This window comes from Antarcticimicrobium luteum (genome assembly GCF_004358185.1).
In the GTDB taxonomy this organism is placed as follows: domain Bacteria; phylum Pseudomonadota; class Alphaproteobacteria; order Rhodobacterales; family Rhodobacteraceae; genus Antarcticimicrobium; species Antarcticimicrobium luteum.
This window is the reverse complement of the sequence record NZ_SMUV01000028.1, coordinates 1-16975: the sequence shown is the minus strand read 5'-3', so window position 1 is coordinate 16975 and position 16975 is coordinate 1. Positions and strand designations below refer to the sequence as shown.

Below are 16975 nucleotides of genomic sequence, written 5' to 3'. Positions count from 1 at the left end.
CGCTCCCGTGACGAACTTGTCCCATAATGCTTCCTTCCATCCCGACGAAAGGATCACACCATCAAACCGTGGGATCAAACACCTAGGACCCAGAATTTGGCAGAAATCTCCTACAACGAGATATGGAAAATCAAGTGACTTTGATTGGAGTGTTAGCTTGGGGTCAAAACCCTTTCATTGCTTTCAGCTAGTTCGAGCGAAGTATTTGGGTTGTCCTAGCAAATTTGCAAAGCCCGCATTCTGCGCATCGCGGATGCTCAGGCAAGGTCCGGCGAAGGTCCGGAGCCAGTCCATTCAGGATCATCGCACCCAGTGCTGCGGGCGGCGGAACAGCCCCGCCAAATTGCCGGAATGGCCGAAACATGATATTTGGAAGGGAATTTTCGCGCGAAATGGGTGACCGCCAATGCCAACGCTTTCTGGAACGGAACTCGACGACAAGCTGACCCATCCCAAGTTGACCATAGACATGCACATCGGGACGCGCAGCGAGGAATACAGCGACGGCTACCCGAAGACCAAAGTGCATATCTCCTTCGCCAGCTTCACGCCCCCCACCGTCGAGGGCAAGGCGGGGAACGATACCATAACGGCCGGGCTGGGCGGCGCGACGCTCAACGGCGGCGACGGGTTCGACACGCTGATCTTTGACCTCACGCCGGACAGGACGCTGACCGGGCCGGGTGTCGGGTCGGCGACCAGCGGGAAACTCTACACTTATACCTACCGCAGCGCCGGCGTCACCGTCGACCTGGCCGCCGGCACCGCCAGTTTCTCAGGCTACAACTCCTACGACATCTGGTATTACGATTCCTTCTGGTCGGATCACCGGCAGAAGTTCCCGATGGGGAAGCTGCCGAGCAGTTGGAAAATCTCCGGCTTCGAGGAGGTGCGGGGCACCGCCTATGCGGACACCCTGCTGGGCAGCGATACAACAGCGGGGTTCGAACGGTTCGTGCCGGGTGGAACGCCAAGGTACATCGGCATGCTCGGGTCGATTGCCGGGGATCCGACCCCCCTTGAAATCACCGACACAGTCGATGGACGCGGCGGCACCGACATCCTGGACCTCAAGGCGTTGGATTACGACTCGCTGGTGATCGATCTGGCGGCGGGCACCGGCCGCGGCAGCTATGTGTTTTCCGCGCTGGGAGAGACGCACACCTATGTCGACAACTACGTCCTGAACAACCTGGAGGTCGTGGAAGGGTCCAAGGCCGACGACGTGATCAAGGGGGACGACGGGAACAACATCATCGACGGCTACGCCGGGGCCGACACGCTGAACGGGCGCGGCGGCACCGATCTTCTGGATTTTGTCTGGTCCGCATACGCCCCGTTCGCCGACGCGGGCGTTTCCGTCGATATGAAGGCGGGAACCGCAGTCGACCCGACCGGGGCGACCGACAGTTTCCGCAATTTCGAGAACGTCAGGGGCACCGCGCGCGGCGACACGATCAAGGGCGACAACGCGGCCAACCGCCTGATGGGCCTTGCCGGCAACGACGTGCTGATCGGCCGGGGCGGCGCCGACACGCTGGAGGGTGCGGAGGGCGATGACCGCGTGAAGGGTGGCGGCGGCGATGACGAGCTGTTCGGCGCTACGGGAGACGACAGGCTGAACGGCGGGGCAGGCAACGACGTGATCACCGCGGGGTCCGGTGACGATGTCATCAACGGCGGCCGGGGGGGCGGGATTATCTGTATTTCCTCGCTGATGGTCCGGATGTCGGCATCTCGCTGGACATCGGCAAAGGCACCGCAACGGATGCGCATGGCGGCACCGACCGTTTCAAGAAGGTCGAGGTTTTCGGGGGGACCGACGCGGCCGACACCTTGGTGGGCGGCGCATCCGGCGACGAGATTTATGGCCACGGCGGCGATGACACCTTCGACGGCGGAACGGGAGCAGATCTGCTGTTCGGCGGCGCCGGGGACGACACCATCCGCGGCGGCAAGGGCGATGACCGGATCGAGGGAGGCGCCGGTGTCGATACCCTGACCGGCGGGCGCGGCGCGGACACCTTCGTTCTGGACAAAGACGGCGACGTCGATATCATCACCGACTTCGAGTTCGGCGTGGACCGGATCGAGGTCCGGTCCGATCTTGCGGGCGGCCTTGCGGGCGATACGCCGGCGGTCGCGATGTCGATCGGTGGCGCACTCCATGTCGCGACGATCGTTGACGCGCTTGGTCTTCCGACCGAGCTGAATATCATGCTGGGCAAGCTGACCATGGCGCGGCTCCCCAACGGCTTGGACGCGCTTTCCGACTATTTCCAGAAGGTCGAGGCGGGGAAGGGGACGGTCACGCTGGGCACCGAAAAGGGCGACGCGATCGACGCCAAGCGCGGCAGCCCGACGTTCGGCCTGTCGGGGGTCGATGTCATCGGGGGAACCAGGCGCAGCGACCTGATCTTCGGCAACGGCGACCCGGACGAGTTGCAGGGAAAGGGCGGCCCCGACATCCTGATCGGCGGCGCCGGAGACAACACCCTGTATGGCGGCGGCGGCAACGACCTTTTGGTCGGCGACGAGGACGTTGATCTGATCCTGGGGGGTCCGGGGCGCGATACGTTGATCGGGGGGGCGGGTCATGACCGGCTGGCCGGAGGGGCCGGGCGCGATGTCTTCGTGATTTCAAACAATTCGCTGGATTCGCGCCCCGACCCGGACACGGTCAGGGATTTCGAGATCGGCAAGGACAGGATCGACCTGTCGGGGCTGCGCGACAAGAGCGACGCGCTGACGCTGTCCGACATCGGCCTGGTGAAACACGCGGGGAAACACTGGCTGACGACCCCCAGCACCATTGACAGCGCGGGGCACGATCGGATGGCCCGCATCAATTTTTCCGACGAGGGGGCCAAGCTCGAAGAGTTGCGCGAAAAGTTCCTCGTGGCCGAGCATTTCATCTTCAAGGGCGGGTATGGCGCGCTGGTCTCCGGCCGCGATGCGGCAAAGCTGCTGGGGACGAAGTCCGGCGATCTGATCATGGGCAATGGCCTTGCGAACACCATTTCCGGCGGCAAGGGGGCGGATACGCTTCTGGGCGGGGCATCGGGCGACACGCTGAAGGGCGGCCCGGGCAAGGACGTGCTGAGCGGCGGCGTTGGCGACGACAGGCTTGAGGGCGGCGGCGGCGACGATATCCTCGAGGGTGGCGAAGGCGATGACAGGCTGATCGGCGGCCCCGGTGACGACAAGCTCATCGGCGGGCCGGGCGATGATCGGCTGACCGGCGGGCCGGGCGCGGACGAGTTCCATTTCTCGGCGCTGCGGACGGTGATCAACACCAACCGGATCACCGATTTCGAGCCGGGCGTCGACAAGATCGTCATCGACGAGGATATTCGCGACGACCTGGTGTTCACCATCGCCGATGGCGAGGTGACGATCAGCGGCAAGGGCCTCGACGGAATCGAATCCACCATCACCTTCGACTACCTTGAGGCGATGGATCTGCTGCTACGCGGGGTCACCGTACCAGATGACCTCTGACCCATTGGTCCGCCGCGCCCCCGCGTCGCGTGTTTTCGACGCGCGCCGTCTGCGTGCGATATTTTTTTGAATTCCGGGGTGGTGTGCGCCCTGCGGGCCATGGGCTGATTTCCGCCATACGGTCTTTCAGCACACACCGACCGCTTTGCGGCCCGATCCGGAACAGGATTGTCCTCTGTCTCTCAAGTGGCGTACGCTTGAAGATGGGGAGGAATGGGTATGAGACGTCGGGATTTTTTCGGAGCGTTGGCCGCATCCGCCGTTTTTCCCGCGCCCTCTGCGCTGCGGGCGCAGCCGCTGTTCCGGCTCGCCCTGACGCCGGTTTTCCTCGACAACGACGCGGCGGTAATCGAGCGGCTTCGGGACGCGCTTTCGGTCGGAATGGGCCGGGATGTCGACCTTGTGCAGCGCCGGACCTACCAGGAAATCACCGGCGCGCTTCTGGATGGCTCCGTCGATGCCGCATGGGTCTGCGGTTATCCGTTTCTGCAGCATCGCGGCCAGTTGTCCCTGCTCGGCGTTCCGGTCTGGCGCGGCCAGCCGCGGTATCAGTCCTACCTCATCACCTCGGCCGGGGATGGGGCCGCCAGCCTGGAGGATCTGCGCGGCGGCATGCATGCCTTTTCCGATCCCGACAGCAATTCCGGTTTCCTCGTGACGGCCTCGGATCTCGCCAGGATGGGGGAAACGCCAGATAGTTTTTTTGCCCGCACCCTCTTCACCTGGGGGCACCGCAACGTGGTGCGGGCCGTGGCCGGCGGCCTGGTTCGGTCGGGAAGTGTCGATGGATATGTCTGGCAGGCCCTTGCCGCGGTCGACCCTGACCTGGTGGCCCGGACGCGGATCGTTTCGAGGTCCGAATGGCTGGGCTTTCCGCCCTTTGCGGCGCGGACGGACCGCATGGACGACCCGGCGGTCATGACGCTGCAGCGCGCGCTGCTGGGGATGGACAGGATGCCGGCCGGGCGAAAGGCGCTGGACCTGCTGTTCCTTGACCGGATCGCCGAACCGGATGTCCGGCTGTTCGACGGCATCGCGGCCCGCATGGCAGAGTTGGGACAGGCCGGATGAGGCACGGCGCGATCAGCCGCATTCCGATCACGCTTCGGGTCGCCCTTGCCATGGGCGTACTGATGATCGTCCTTGGCATGGTCGCGTCGCAACAGGTGCTGAGGTCGCTCAGCCGCCTGCACGACGACAGGCTCCGTGAAATCGCGCGCCTGCACGTCGAGGGGCTGTCGGTCGCGCTCGGCCCCTTCGTTCTGCACAAGGACGTGTGGGAGGTTTATGATACGCTTGATAGAGCGCGGGCCGCATCCGAAGGACAGCGGATGCTGTTCACAGTCGTCGCCGATGACCGTAACAGGGTGCTGGCGGCGACCGACCCCTTGCGTGCGCCCGTGGACAGCGATGCCACACCATTTTCCGAGAACGCTTCGGACCTGGCCGCACTGACCGCATCGGGAAACGAGCCGCGTGTCCGGGTGCGTGCGTCGCTCAGCGTGGCGGAGCGCACGGTTGGCCAGATCGTCACCGAAATTGATGTCGGCGACCTTGTGGCCGAACGGCGGCGGGTCTCAGTTTATCTTCTGCTGGCCAACGCAGCCGCCACCGCGCTGCTCGCCTTCGCGGGGTATGTCCTTGTGGCACGGATGCTCAAGCCGGTGACACTCCTTGCCCAGCACATGGATGACGCCGGCGGCGCCCCCAGCCGGATTCCCGAGATCGAGATCCCGAAATCGGACACAGAACTGGCCCGGCTGCTCCGGACCTTCAACACGATGATCGGGGCGATTGGCGCACGGGCCGAGGCGGAAAAGCGCCTTGCCGAACGCGAACGTTTCGTCAGCCTCGGGCGATTGTCCTCGTCCCTGGCGCATGAAATCAACAATCCGCTCGGCGGCCTGCTGAACACCGTGGACACGATCCGCACCTATGCCAACCGGCCAGACGTGGTGCAGAGATCCGTCGAGCTTCTGGAGCGCGGACTCGTTCACCTGAAGGACGTGAGCCGGGCCATCCTGGACGAGAACCGCCTGGACCGGGCCGGGCTTCCTCTGCGCCCTACCGATTTCGATGATCTGAAGCTGCTGTTCGAGCCCGAGGCAGCCCACAAGAGGCAGACCCTTGACTGGCAGGTACAGGCGGATGCGGCGAATCTGGCGTCGATCCCGGCCGCGCCGGTGCGCCAGATCGTTCTGAACCTGCTTCTGAATGCCTCCGCGGCGGCGCCTGAAGGCGGCCATGTCGGTCTCAGCGTCCTTCCCCGGGATGACGGAATCGAGCTGACCATCTCCGACGATGGGCGAGGCTTGAGTGCGCCCGATCTTGACCGTCTGATGTCCTCGGCGCCGGTTGCACCCGGCGGTGGGGTGGGGCTGCGGCTTGTTCACGATCTCGTCGTTGGTCTCAACGGGCGCATCCGGCATGCCCGGGGTGCCGGGCGAACCTTGCTGAAGGTATTTCTCCCAAAAGGCGAGGCCGCATGACGCTGAAGGGGCGGCATATCGTTCTGGTCGAGGACGACGAGATCATGGGCGGATCGATCCACCAGCGGCTGGAGCTGGAGGGGGCATCCGTCGCCTGGGTCAAGCTGAAGGGGCGTGGAGTGTCCGCAATCCGCACCCCGCGCCAGCGGGTCGACGGCGTGGTTTGCGACATCCGCCTGCCCGACGGAACCGGCGAGGAGCTCTACGAAGCGCTTTGCCGCACCATGACCCCGCCGCCCTTTTTGTTCATCACCGGCCAGGGGGGGATCGACCAGGCGGTGCGCTTGCTTCAGGCCGGGGCGGCGGACTACATCACCAAGCCGTTCGACATGGGCGACTTCCTCGACCGGCTGGTGCTGATCCTGCGCCCCGAGGAAAACGTCGATCTGCCGCCGGAAACCGGCATTTCGTCCGGGGCGCGCCGGGTCGATGCGCTCGTCGCAGAATACGCCGCGGGCGATTGGCCGGTGCTCATCCGGGGCAGCAAGGGCCTGGGCAAGGCCCGCCTGGCGCGCAGGATCCACGACCTGTCCGACCGGCGCGCGGCCCCCTTCGTCGAGGTCAATGCGCATCGCAGCCCCGGAGATGACGCGGCGCTGACCGGTGCCATTGCCGAGGTGGGCGAAGGGACATTGCATATCAACGGGTTGGAAAGCCTTTCGCAAACGTCACAGGGTCATCTGATCGCCGCCCTGTCGACCGGGGCGCAATTCCGGGCCATTGCCTCGGCCTGGCCAGCCACCGATCAACGCGACGAGGCAGAGGACCTGAGAGCGGACCTTTTGTACCTGTTCAAGACCCACGAGATTTTCATTCCCCCGCTGTCGGACCGGCCGGACGATGCGGTCTGGCTGGCCAAGCAGTTTTTCGAGACGCTGAACCGCCGTCGCGATCCGCCGCTCAGGGGGCTGTCCTCGCATTCTGAAAGCGCCATTCGTGACCATGACTGGCCCGGCAATGGCCGGGAGCTCCGGGCGCGGCTGCTGCGGGCGGTCGAGGCCGCCCATGGGGAATGGCTGTTCCCGTCCGACCTGTTCCCGGAACTGGGGGCGCAAAGCGATCGCTTTTCCACGCTGGCCGAGGCGCGCGGTGCCGCCGAACGGCAGCAGATCATTGCCGCGCTGGCCCGGACGGACGGCCACATTCTGGAGGCGGCGAAGCTTCTGAAAGTGTCACGCACGACTCTGTGGGAAAAGATGCAGAAATTGGGCCTCTGACCACCATGAAAATGTTCGGATTTCCGAACAATAAAAAAAACCTTTGAAAAACAAGTCACAGCCGCAGTGCGGCATCACCCTCCAACGCATCGCGCGGCCGTGGTTCTGACGCCTACCATGGTCACAGAAAAGCAAGGGAGGGTTTTTCCATGAAATGCAATCGGCTTGTCGATGCGGGCCGCCGTCAATTCCTGCGCGGTGGACTGGTAGGTGCCGCAGGGGCTGCGGCGTCCGCTGTATTGCCTGCGCAACAGGCGCAGGCCCGAAGCCTCGCGCGGGTGGAATATTCGGCCAGCAAGCTCGCCAATATCTCGGATCTCACGGTCAACGAACCGATGGATATCGCCTATCCTGACGCCGACAGCCCGGGCATCTTGCTCAAGCTTGGCCAGGCGGTCGAGGGCGGGGTTGGGCCGGATGGCGACATCGTGGCCTATTCGGTGCTCTGCCCGCACAAGGGCTGGATGCTGAGCTACAACGGCGAGGACCGGACGCTGAACTGCCCCGGCCACCATTCGCGCTTTGACGCGGAGGCGAGCGGTCAGCAGGTCTGGGGCCATGCCACCAATAACCTGCCGCAATTCGTCCTGCGCGTGGATGACAACGGCGACATCCATGCCGAAGGGGTGGACGAGCTGATTTATGGCCGTCTGTCCAACGTGTTGTGAGGGAGGAAATATAATGGCGTATAAAAGACAGATAGACCGGCTCCCGATCATCCCGGCGGATGCGAAGGAACACAATGTAACCTGCCATTACTGCATCGTCGGCTGCGGCTACAAAGCCTACACTTGGCCGATGAACAGGCAGGGCGGCACCGCCCCCGGCGAGAACAAGTTCGGCGTGGACCTGAGCGAACAGCAGTATCAGGACACCGAATCCTGGTATGCGCCGTCGATGTACAACATCGTCAAGCAGGACGGCAAAGACGTGCAGCTGGTGGTGAAGCCGGACGTGAATTGCGTGGTCAATTCCGGCCTCGGTTCGATCCGCGGCGCGCGCATGGCCGAAAACCGCCCCTCGACAGTGACGGGCACGCAGCAGCAGCGCCTGTCGGATCCCAAGGTCTGGCGCAACGGTGTCTGGCAGCCGACGACATGGGACGACGCGCTGGATCTGGTCGCCCGGGTGACAGCGCGGGTGGTGACCGAAGGCTCCGAGGACGATCTGGTCGTATCGATGTTCGACCACGGCGGCTCGGCCGGCGGGTATGAGAACACCTGGGGCACCGGCAAGCTCTATTTCGAGAGCATGAAGATCAAGAACTGCCGGATCCACAACCGCCCGGCCTATAACTCCGAGGTTCATTCGACCCGGGACATGGGCGTCGGCGAGCTGAACTATGCCTATAAGGATTACGAGTTGACCGACACCATCTTCATGGTCGGCGCCAATTCGATGGAAACCCAGACCAACCTTTACCTCAACCACATGGTGCCCGGTCTTCAGAACGGGGCCAGGTTCATCGCCGTGGACCCGCGCCGCACCCTGACGATCAGCTCGGCCGAGCAGTTCGCGGGCAAGGAAAACGTCCTGCACCTCGCCATCAACGAAGGCACGGACATGGCGCTGTTCAACGCCATCCTGACCCATATCGTCGACAACGGCTGGACCGATGGGGACTTCATCGCCAACTCGACCTTCCAGTCCGGCGAGGCGGTGGCTCAGGACGAGGCCCATCCGGCGGGTCTCGGCAGCCTCGAATACGTAATGGAGACCTGCCGCACGTCGATCGAGGAAGCAGCAGCAATCTGCGGCGTTGCGGCGGAGGACATCGTCAAGGCCGCCGAATGGATCGCCAAGCCGCATGACGACGGCAGCCGCCGCAAATGCGTCACTGCCTATGAAAAGGGCATCATCTGGGGCAACGACAACTATCGCACCATCGGTGCCCTTGTGAACATCGCGCTGGCCACCGGCAATATCGGTCGCGAGGGCGGCGGGATCTGCCGCCTGGGCGGCCATCAGGAAGGTTATTATCGGCCTTCGGATGCCCATGTGGGACGTCCGGCCGAATATATCGACCAGTTCCTGATCCGGGGTCTGGGCGGGGTGCATCACATCTGGGCCTGCGACCACTACAAGACCACGCTGAACGCCTCCGAGTTCAAGCGGGTGCACAAGCGGCGCTCGGACATGGTGAAGGACGCCATCGACGCCGCCGCCGGCGGCACCCGCGAACAGGTGGTCGATGCGATCGTCGGCGCGATCAACGCGGGCGGGCTGTTCGTGGTGGACGTGGACATCATCCACAGCCAGATCGGCCAGAACGCCCATGTGATCCTGCCGGCCTGCGAAGCCAACGAGATGAACCTCACCTCGATGAACGGCGAGCGGCGGATGCGGCTGTCGGAGCGGTATATGGACCCGTTCGGCAATTCCCGCCCCGACTGCCTGATCGCCGCAGGTGTCGCCCAGAACATGGAGCGCGTCCTACGCGACATGGGGCACGATGCCTATGCCGACCAGTTCAAGGGCTATGAGTGGCAGACCGAGGAAGACGCCTTCATGGACGGCTACAACAAGGGCAATCCGGACGTGACCTATGACCGCCTGCGCGCCATGGGGAACAACGGGGTGCAGGAGCCGGTCGTGGGCTATGAGAACGGCCAGTTGGTGGGCACCGAGCGGCTGTATTCCGACGGCACCTTCGACCGGCACGGGCGCGACGACAGGAAGGCACTGTTCTGCGCCGCCGGCTGGCGCGGCTGGCAGGCGCCAGGCAAGGCGCGCGAAAAGGCCGCGCACAAGTTCTGGATCAACAATGTCAGGGCCAACATCTTCTGGCAGAACCAGTTCCTGGATCAGGAAAACGACTTCGTCCAGGATCGTTTCCCGCATCCATTTGTCGAGATGAACCCCGATGACATGGTCGATCTGGGCCTGAACCCGGGCGACCTGCTGGAGATCGTCAACGACAACGGCGTGACCCAGGGCATGGCCTATCCGACCGCGACGGCCAAACGCGGCCAGGTGGCGATGGTGTTCGGCTCGCCGGCGGGCAGCCAGGGCAATGTGGTCAATCCGGGCGTCAACGAACTGGTGCTGCCGGACTACAAGCACTGCTGGGGCGATATCCGCAAGATCGCGGATGCCACCCCCGAGACCAGAGCGATTTCCTTCAAATCCAAGGAAGTGGCGCTCTGACGATCACAAGCCGCGCCCGCCCCAAAACCGGGGCGGGCGTTTTTCCATGCGCGAGGGGGAAGGTGCCATGGCTCAACCTGACTTTTGTTCTGCCGGAAAGACCGGCGCGACGCTGTCGGTCGACGCGGCGCGGCTGCGGGCCGTCGCCGCCGTGGCGCCGATGCGAGAGGCGGAGGATCTGCCGCTCGACCTTGCTCTTGGCCGGGTTCTGGCCAGTCCGCCCACGGCTCGGGTCGACCTGCCGCCCTTCGACAATGCCGCGATGGACGGTTACGCCGTCTCGACCCGTGATCTTGCGGGGGATGGCCCGTGGCGCCTTCCTGTCTCCGGCAGGGTCGCGGCGGGCGACACCAGATCGGCCATTCTTCAGCCCGGAACGGCGGTGCGAATTTTTACCGGCGCGCCGATCCCTTCGGGGGCGGATGCCGTCATCATGCAGGAAAGGGCGCGCCGCGACAGCGACACGCTGATCGTTTCGGATGCCCCGCGTGCGGCACTCAACATCCGGCGCCGGGGCGAGGACCGGCGCGCGGGAGAGCCGCCGCTGCCTTGCGGGCACCTTCTGACCGCGCCGCGTCTGGCGCTTCTCGCCGGAACCGGCATCCCGCGGGTTTCCACCTTTCGCAAATTGCGCGTCGGTCTGTTCTCGACGGGAAGCGAGTTGCAAGAGCCGGGATCGCCGCTGCAGCACGGCCAGATCTACAATTCCAACCGCGTCATGTTGCGCGCGCTGCTTGCACAGCCCTGGATCGAGCTGACCGATTACGGCATCCTGCGCGATGACGCGGGCGCGATCCGCGCCACCATACGCCGCGCGGCAGAGGAGAATGACGTGGTCATTTCCTCGGGCGGGGTGTCGGCGGGCGAGGAGGATCACATCCTTGACGCCCTGCGGCGCGAGGACGCCACGCTGGACGTTCTCAAGGTGGCGATAAGGCCGGGAAAACCACTGACCGTGGGCCGGGTCGCAGGCGCGCTTTATGTCGGACTTCCCGGCAATCCCTACGCCGCGGCGGTGACCTTCAGCCAGATCGCGCAGCCGGCGCTGCGCAAGGCCGCCGGTCTGACCGAGATACAGGATACCTGGATCCCTGCCGTGTCCGGCTTTGACTACGACCGCGCCACCGGTCGGCGCGAATATGTCCCGGTGACCTGGGACCGGCGCGACGGAATGGGCAGGCCGGTCCTTCAGAGGCTCGGGCGGGGGGCGTCGGCCAGCCTAAGTCCGATCGCAAATGCACGAGGCATCGCCGTGATCGAGCCGGACATGCCGCATGTCAGTGAAGGGCAGCCGCTGCGGGTGGAGCCGCTTCTTGAGTGAATCCGATTTCCAAATCAATCCGACCTCTCCCGAGCGCGGCCAGGTTCACTGCCAGAGTTGAAACAAAAGTCCCGCGACGAATGCCCCGGTCAGCGGCAGGGCGAGGCAAAGCAAGAATATGGGCGATGTGCCCAAGCTATATCCATTCCGGCGCGGATCTGTTGATCTGACACCCTGACGGGGCCGGGAGCGAGGCGGCGGGCCAGACCCGGAGCGTCCCACCCGGCCACACCACGCCCTTGTCGGATCGCACCGGCCCTGAAATCCGAAACCGTCGCGGGAGCGCCGCGCGCCGGTTCCCGGCAGGCGATTTGCAGAGGCTGATCCGCCCGGAGGGTACACAGGCCGTCAGCGTGGCAATGTAGCGATCTCAAGCTTCGATCGCGGCGCTGAGCAAACGGGTCCAACCCGCTAGTAATTGACCGTGATGATAACGCTGTCGCTATAGACACCGACAGGTACCGTTTGGCCGCTGTTGATCTGCCCATAGACAGGGATGGATTGGATTGCCCCGGTTCCCGTGCCGGAGTTGTCGTTGACGCCGACGGTCCACCCCCAGGGCGCCGTCAGTGTCTGGTTACGATAGAGCCCATAGGACAGCGTGTTGCTGCCGGAGGACATTTGTCGCGCCGTCGGGTCGGAAACGCCCGGACCCTGGCCTTGTCCGAGCTGGACCGAGTAGGGAACGCCGGCAGAGCAGGACACATCGATGGTTGTCTGCGCCACCACGGCGGCGGAGACATTGGTGCCCAATGTCCCGAAATCCAATGTGCCAGCCGAGACCGTGCAGCTTGGCTCGATGTCGGCGGAGACCATGAAATCGCTGCTGTCCTGCTCGCCGCGGGAGGTGCAGGACAGCAGGGTTCCCGCGGTGACGCGGAAATCGATGCCGGCCGTGAAATTGGAGGAATAGTATCCGCCGTTCACCGAGGTGCCGGAGTCGATCACCTCCGCGTAGATCGTTTCCTCGTAGACGGTCGAGCTGAGCAAACTCAAACTGACCCCGGAGATATTGTTCAGGACCGTGCCGCCATAGCCGCCACGGTAGAGTTGATAGGCCAGTTGGGTGCCATCGGCGCGGCGCATGTAGCGCGGGTTGTTCGACGGTCCCGAACCGCCGTCGCCGGCATCCACGGTTATGCACAGATTGACCAGGCTGATCAGGCCGAGCAGGGCGCCGCATTCCACCCGCAACGTGCCCAGGATGCGCGGTGTGCTGCCGCCGCGCACCGAGGTGGTGCCGAAGTTGAAATCGGTCATCGACGCGGTGCAGCTCTGCGCGGCAGATTCCCCGGCGAAGGTCGAGAGGGTAACAAGGAAAAGCGCGATCCGCGCGGTGGCTCGAATTTTCAAAGGCATTCCAGCTCCAGATATGACATCTCGGGTGGCGGAAGATCAAACCGGGCCGCGCATCGCAGGCCGCCGCCGATTACTTCAATTCGGTTCTGCCGGTGAAGGTTTTCAAGCCAGACCTCGCCATCATAGCCGACCACGAAATCCGACTGCCGGCCGTTGACCACGACGTCCGAGCCGACCGGGACAAAGTTTCCGGTCTTGTCGCGCAGGACGGCGAGTGCGGAGGTGCCGACACCGCGGCCCATACGCAGGGTGGTCCCGGAGTGGCGGGCCGGAACCGCCTGGATGGCGGTGGCGATCGTGTTGGCGTTCAGCGGCAGGTCGGAGGCATCGACCGAAACGCGGTTCTTCTGATAGGGTACAAGCCCGGCAACCAATGCCTTGCCCATCACCCCGGTCCTTGCGACCGGTTGATTGTTCAAATGGATCGGGACATCGGCGATGCCAAGGTCGACAACCGCGAAACCGTCGCTGATCCTGTTGCCGGCAACCAGCCCTGCGTCGCTCAGGACCAAAGCGCCCTCAAGACTGGCGGCGGCAGCGATTTTCCCATCATCTGCCCGTTGCAGGCGTGCGTCGATAACTCCGTATCGGCCGCGATAGGATCCGCCCAGGAATGCCCAGTCGTCCCCTTTTACGGTCTTTTCGATGTCCACCCTGTAGCCGGAGCTGCCAACGTCCCGGTCGAGAGATTTCCGCAAACGCAGACCCGCGCGCGGTTCGCCGCTGCCGTCGCGCCGCAGGTCGGAAGAGGCCCTGGTGCGTTTGCCGAGCGGGATGGAAAGCCCCATGGACAGGCCGTAGTTCTCGGTCGAGACGTCCTTGAAGCCCGAGACCCGAAAATCGGCATCCTGCCATTTCACCCTTTGGCTGAACGACCCCGAAAGGATCGTGTTGTGCGCATCCGCCCGTTCGATGTTGATGAGGTTGACGCCGAGCGTCGAGAGATCGGAAAACAGCGGCGTCGAAACAGACAGGACATCCTGCGCTTTGGCGGGACGCAAGAGAGCCGGGTCGGTTGCGGTGCCGTCCGCCAGAGACGTGACGTAGGCGAGATCCGCGTAGTCACCGCTGTGGCGGGTCGATGAGACCCGAAAATCGATGCCGGAAATGTCGGTTCTCAGATCAAAATGCCCCAGATACCCGGTCTGGCCCCTGAATCTGCTGGTTCCGACCGCCAGTCCGAGTTCCGCCCGATTGAAGAGCACCGAGGATATCCCTCCGCTGGCGGCGACCAGGTCCGAGTTGGCTTCGACGTGGCCTTGCAGCGTCAACCGGTCCGTCAGGCCAAAGCGCAGGCTGGCGATTGCCAGCCGCTCGTCGCTGTATGCGAAATTGTCCTGCGCAAAGCGATTGCGCGCGACACCCGCTTCGAAAGAAAAATCCATCTGGCCCCGGCGGAGGAGGTTTTCGGTCGCGAAGAAACCGATCGTTTTGGTTTTTTCGTTCCCCGCCTCGTCGCGGATGACGATCTGTGCCTCGCCGCTCTCGCCGATTGTCGGCAGGTCCGTCAGGGTGAACGGCCCCGGCGGCACCGTGCCGGACCACGCGTTCACGTTGTTCACATACACGTCTATCGCGGTGGGAACGGCCGCCGTGTCCGAATAGGCCAGTTGCGGATCTGTTACGATGTCACTGCGAAGCGAGAAATCGCGTCGGATCTGAATGCCGCCCATGCGGATCGACCGCGTCCAGGATTGCCCCGAAGAAATGACATCTCCGGCGCTGAAGGTCACAAGGGTCCTCGGGTTCGAATAGCTGTATGTCGTGTCTTCGCGGTGGAAATGGGCGCCCTCGAAGCCGAGGTTGCGCGTAGAGACCGACCCGGTGGTCCGCAGGGCGCCAAAGGGTGCGTAAAGCCGCCCCTCCAGCGAGGCGAACAGGCTTTCGACCTGAAATCCGTCCGAAAGAACGTCGCTGCCGATATTTCCCGTCAGGTGATAGTTCAGAAGCGCGCCGTAACCCGGCTGCGCCTCGGCGAAGGCCGGCCGATTTCGGCCGTTGATGATGCGGCGTCGCAGCCGCCCCGGCGCCGCTGAGATCTCGATCTTCTGGGCCGCCGCGTCGTAGCGGTAGGATAGCCCGGGAATGTCGTCCAGAAACAGGATCGACCGTGCTCTCCCGGGGGGCGTCAGGCCGATACCCTTCAACTCGTTCGGCTGGATCCCTATGCGGTCGACCTTTGAAAACCAGATGAATTCGGCGATCAAACCGGTATCCGCCCCGTTGAGCGATACCAGAAGGAAAAGCGGCACCCCTTCATCCGTTACAGGCCGCAATTTGCCTGTTTCCGGCGTGGCCTGGTTGGCGTCGCCATGCATGACCCCGGGCGTGTGCGGTTGTAGCACACTGTCGCGCGCCCAGGCGAACGTCGCCATGTGCATGCAGACTGTGGCAAGAACGACCGATGCCCTGATCACGCCTTCCTCCCTTCCAAAGCCTGCGGCCGGGGCCCAGGCTCCAGAAATCTGGCTTCCAGCCATTCGCGACCTCAGCCCCGCGTGAAGCAGAGCGGAACGGAATGCCGGATTGTGAACTTGACGGCGGAATTGCGCTGCGAGTCGCCGGGTAACTGGTCGATCAGGACGCGATAGCATTCGCGTTGCTGCCGGACGGGTGCTTTTTTCACACGCACAAGGCGGATCGTCGTCTCCTGATTGCGCGCCAGACGCAGAACCGGCGGACTCGCTATGACATCTCGGGTTGGTGCCAAGTGGTCCTTCCCACCAGAGCGTGTCCACTTCATGACGCGGACCTGCCCCTGCATTTGGTCGGGACCGCCGGATTTCACCGTGAGTGTCGCGCTTCGCTCCGCTCTGCTTACCAGCAATTTCGTCGGTGAAATCGCAAAGGAATCCGCGACTGCGAAGGATGGGAGGATCAATGCGGCGAACAAAGCCGCCGTGATCGTTTTCGCACGTTTCATGCCTGCCTGCCTTTTCGCTCCCGACCGATATTGTTCTTGTTTTGCGGGATATGGATGGGCCCTGGTCTTCCGGGTTTTCTAGGGGCCTGAATAGGTTACGGTTATAGTGACGGAGTCCGAATAGGATCCCAGCGCACGCCCCGGCGAAACGACGGAAGCGATCGCGCCGTCAATGTCGACAGTGTCCGCGTAGGGGCCCACGCCCGTCAGCGCGAAGCTGGTCCCGATGTCACCGTTAACGGCGATCGTGCTGCCTCCAACGGACAACGTGTAGGGTATGTAGTTGGTCCCGCCGTCACTCATTCGCCGGGCGCCGGTATCCTCGTTATTGCCGCCGTCAAGAACGACCGAAGACAATGTATTGTTATCATCGCAACTAATGGAAATGGATCCTGTTGCAGACGCGGCTTGCGTCGGTGAAATTTCTCCGAAAGCGATAGCCGATGTCGAGACGGTGCATTGCGCGATCACCGTCGCCGTTACGTTCAGCGTTCCTTCTTCGACGGCTGCTTTAACTGCGGTTGTTACGGAAATCGCAGCACTCAAGGTGCCTAAAAATAAGCATAATCCACGTATCATTTAACCATACACCTAATTTTTCAACAGGTTATCCAGCAGGTGGGAGACTTTCAATACTTTTGTGAAATCTCTATCGACAGAAAATCCTTCTAAAAAATATGCGCCGTAATGTGGTATTTTCACGATGCATGCGATCATGTGCCTGACTGTCTCAAACGCTTAACCGGCAAGGGGGTGCTTTTCAACATTCCTTGTGAAATCGTGATCGATCAAAAAAATTTTCAAAAATTCTAACCTGCGTCTGGAGGCCGCGAACGCCGCGCCGGGACTTGCGGCGCGCGGCCGCAAAGACTTCCGATCAATCATCATGATCGATGCAGCGGACCTCAAAGAAATTTCTGCGGCCTGCAATCCTAGGTGTTTGATCCCACGGTTTGATGGTGTGATCCTTTCGTCGGGATGGAAGGAAGCATTATGGGACAAGTTCGTCACGGGAGCG

11 protein-coding genes and 1 pseudogene are annotated in these 16975 nt (G+C 63.2%); 8 read left to right on the top strand and 4 right to left on the bottom strand.

The window, feature by feature from the left end:
- Positions 1-406: 406 nt before the first annotated feature.
- The 8 genes and pseudogenes from E1832_RS22780 to E1832_RS00710 form a co-directional block, all read left to right on the top strand.
- Positions 407-1684, top strand: a pseudogene (locus E1832_RS22780) (calcium-binding protein); the annotation flags it as partial.
- Between the two features lie 155 nt (positions 1685-1839).
- The gene (locus E1832_RS00740) at positions 1840-3501 is read left to right on the top strand and encodes a calcium-binding protein (RefSeq protein WP_165978758.1); all 1662 of its coding nucleotides are present in this window, start codon (positions 1840-1842) and stop codon (positions 3499-3501) included.
- A gap of 219 nt (positions 3502-3720) precedes the next feature.
- On the top strand, positions 3721-4572 hold the full coding sequence (locus tag E1832_RS00735; RefSeq protein WP_245513726.1) for a substrate-binding domain-containing protein: 852 nt from the start codon (positions 3721-3723) through the stop codon (positions 4570-4572).
- The gene (locus E1832_RS00730; RefSeq protein WP_133357859.1) at positions 4569-5990 is read left to right on the top strand and encodes a sensor histidine kinase; all 1422 of its coding nucleotides are present in this window, start codon (positions 4569-4571) and stop codon (positions 5988-5990) included. Before E1832_RS00735 ends, E1832_RS00730 begins: the two co-directional genes overlap by 4 nt.
- On the top strand, positions 5987-7207 hold the full coding sequence (locus tag E1832_RS00725) for a sigma-54-dependent transcriptional regulator (RefSeq protein ID WP_133357858.1): 1221 nt from the start codon (positions 5987-5989) through the stop codon (positions 7205-7207). Before E1832_RS00730 ends, E1832_RS00725 begins: the two co-directional genes overlap by 4 nt.
- 239 nt (positions 7208-7446) lie before the next feature.
- Positions 7447-7875 carry an arsenate reductase (azurin) small subunit gene (locus E1832_RS00720; RefSeq protein ID WP_245513724.1) on the top strand — a complete coding sequence of 143 codons (429 nt, stop codon included), beginning with the start codon at positions 7447-7449 and terminating at the stop codon, positions 7873-7875.
- 13 nt (positions 7876-7888) lie between these two features.
- Positions 7889-10354, top strand: coding sequence for an arsenate reductase (azurin) large subunit (locus E1832_RS00715; RefSeq protein ID WP_133357856.1), 2466 nt, complete (start codon positions 7889-7891; stop codon positions 10352-10354).
- 67 nt (positions 10355-10421) lie between these two features.
- Positions 10422-11675, top strand: a complete 1254-nt coding sequence (locus E1832_RS00710) for a molybdopterin molybdotransferase MoeA (RefSeq protein ID WP_165978757.1) — start codon at positions 10422-10424, stop codon at positions 11673-11675.
- Positions 11676-12086: 411 nt separating this feature from the next.
- Here the strand turns inward: E1832_RS00710 and E1832_RS00705 are convergent, their stop codons facing one another.
- The 4 genes from E1832_RS00705 to E1832_RS00690 form a co-directional block, all read right to left on the bottom strand.
- A complete protein-coding gene (locus E1832_RS00705) occupies positions 12087-13034 on the bottom strand; it encodes a Csu type fimbrial protein (protein ID WP_133357854.1) in 948 nt (315 codons plus the stop codon).
- Positions 13025-15409, bottom strand: a complete 2385-nt coding sequence (locus E1832_RS00700) for a fimbria/pilus outer membrane usher protein (RefSeq protein ID WP_165978756.1) — start codon at positions 15407-15409, stop codon at positions 13025-13027. The genes E1832_RS00705 and E1832_RS00700 overlap by 10 nt, the downstream gene beginning before the upstream one ends.
- 113 nt (positions 15410-15522) lie before the next feature.
- Complete coding sequence (locus E1832_RS00695) at positions 15523-15957, bottom strand: fimbrial biogenesis chaperone (protein ID WP_133357852.1); 435 nt, start codon at positions 15955-15957, stop codon at positions 15523-15525.
- A 78-nt stretch (positions 15958-16035) separates the two neighbouring features.
- Positions 16036-16536, bottom strand: a complete 501-nt coding sequence (locus tag E1832_RS00690; protein ID WP_133357851.1) for a spore coat protein U domain-containing protein — start codon at positions 16534-16536, stop codon at positions 16036-16038.
- Positions 16537-16975 lie beyond the last annotated feature (439 nt).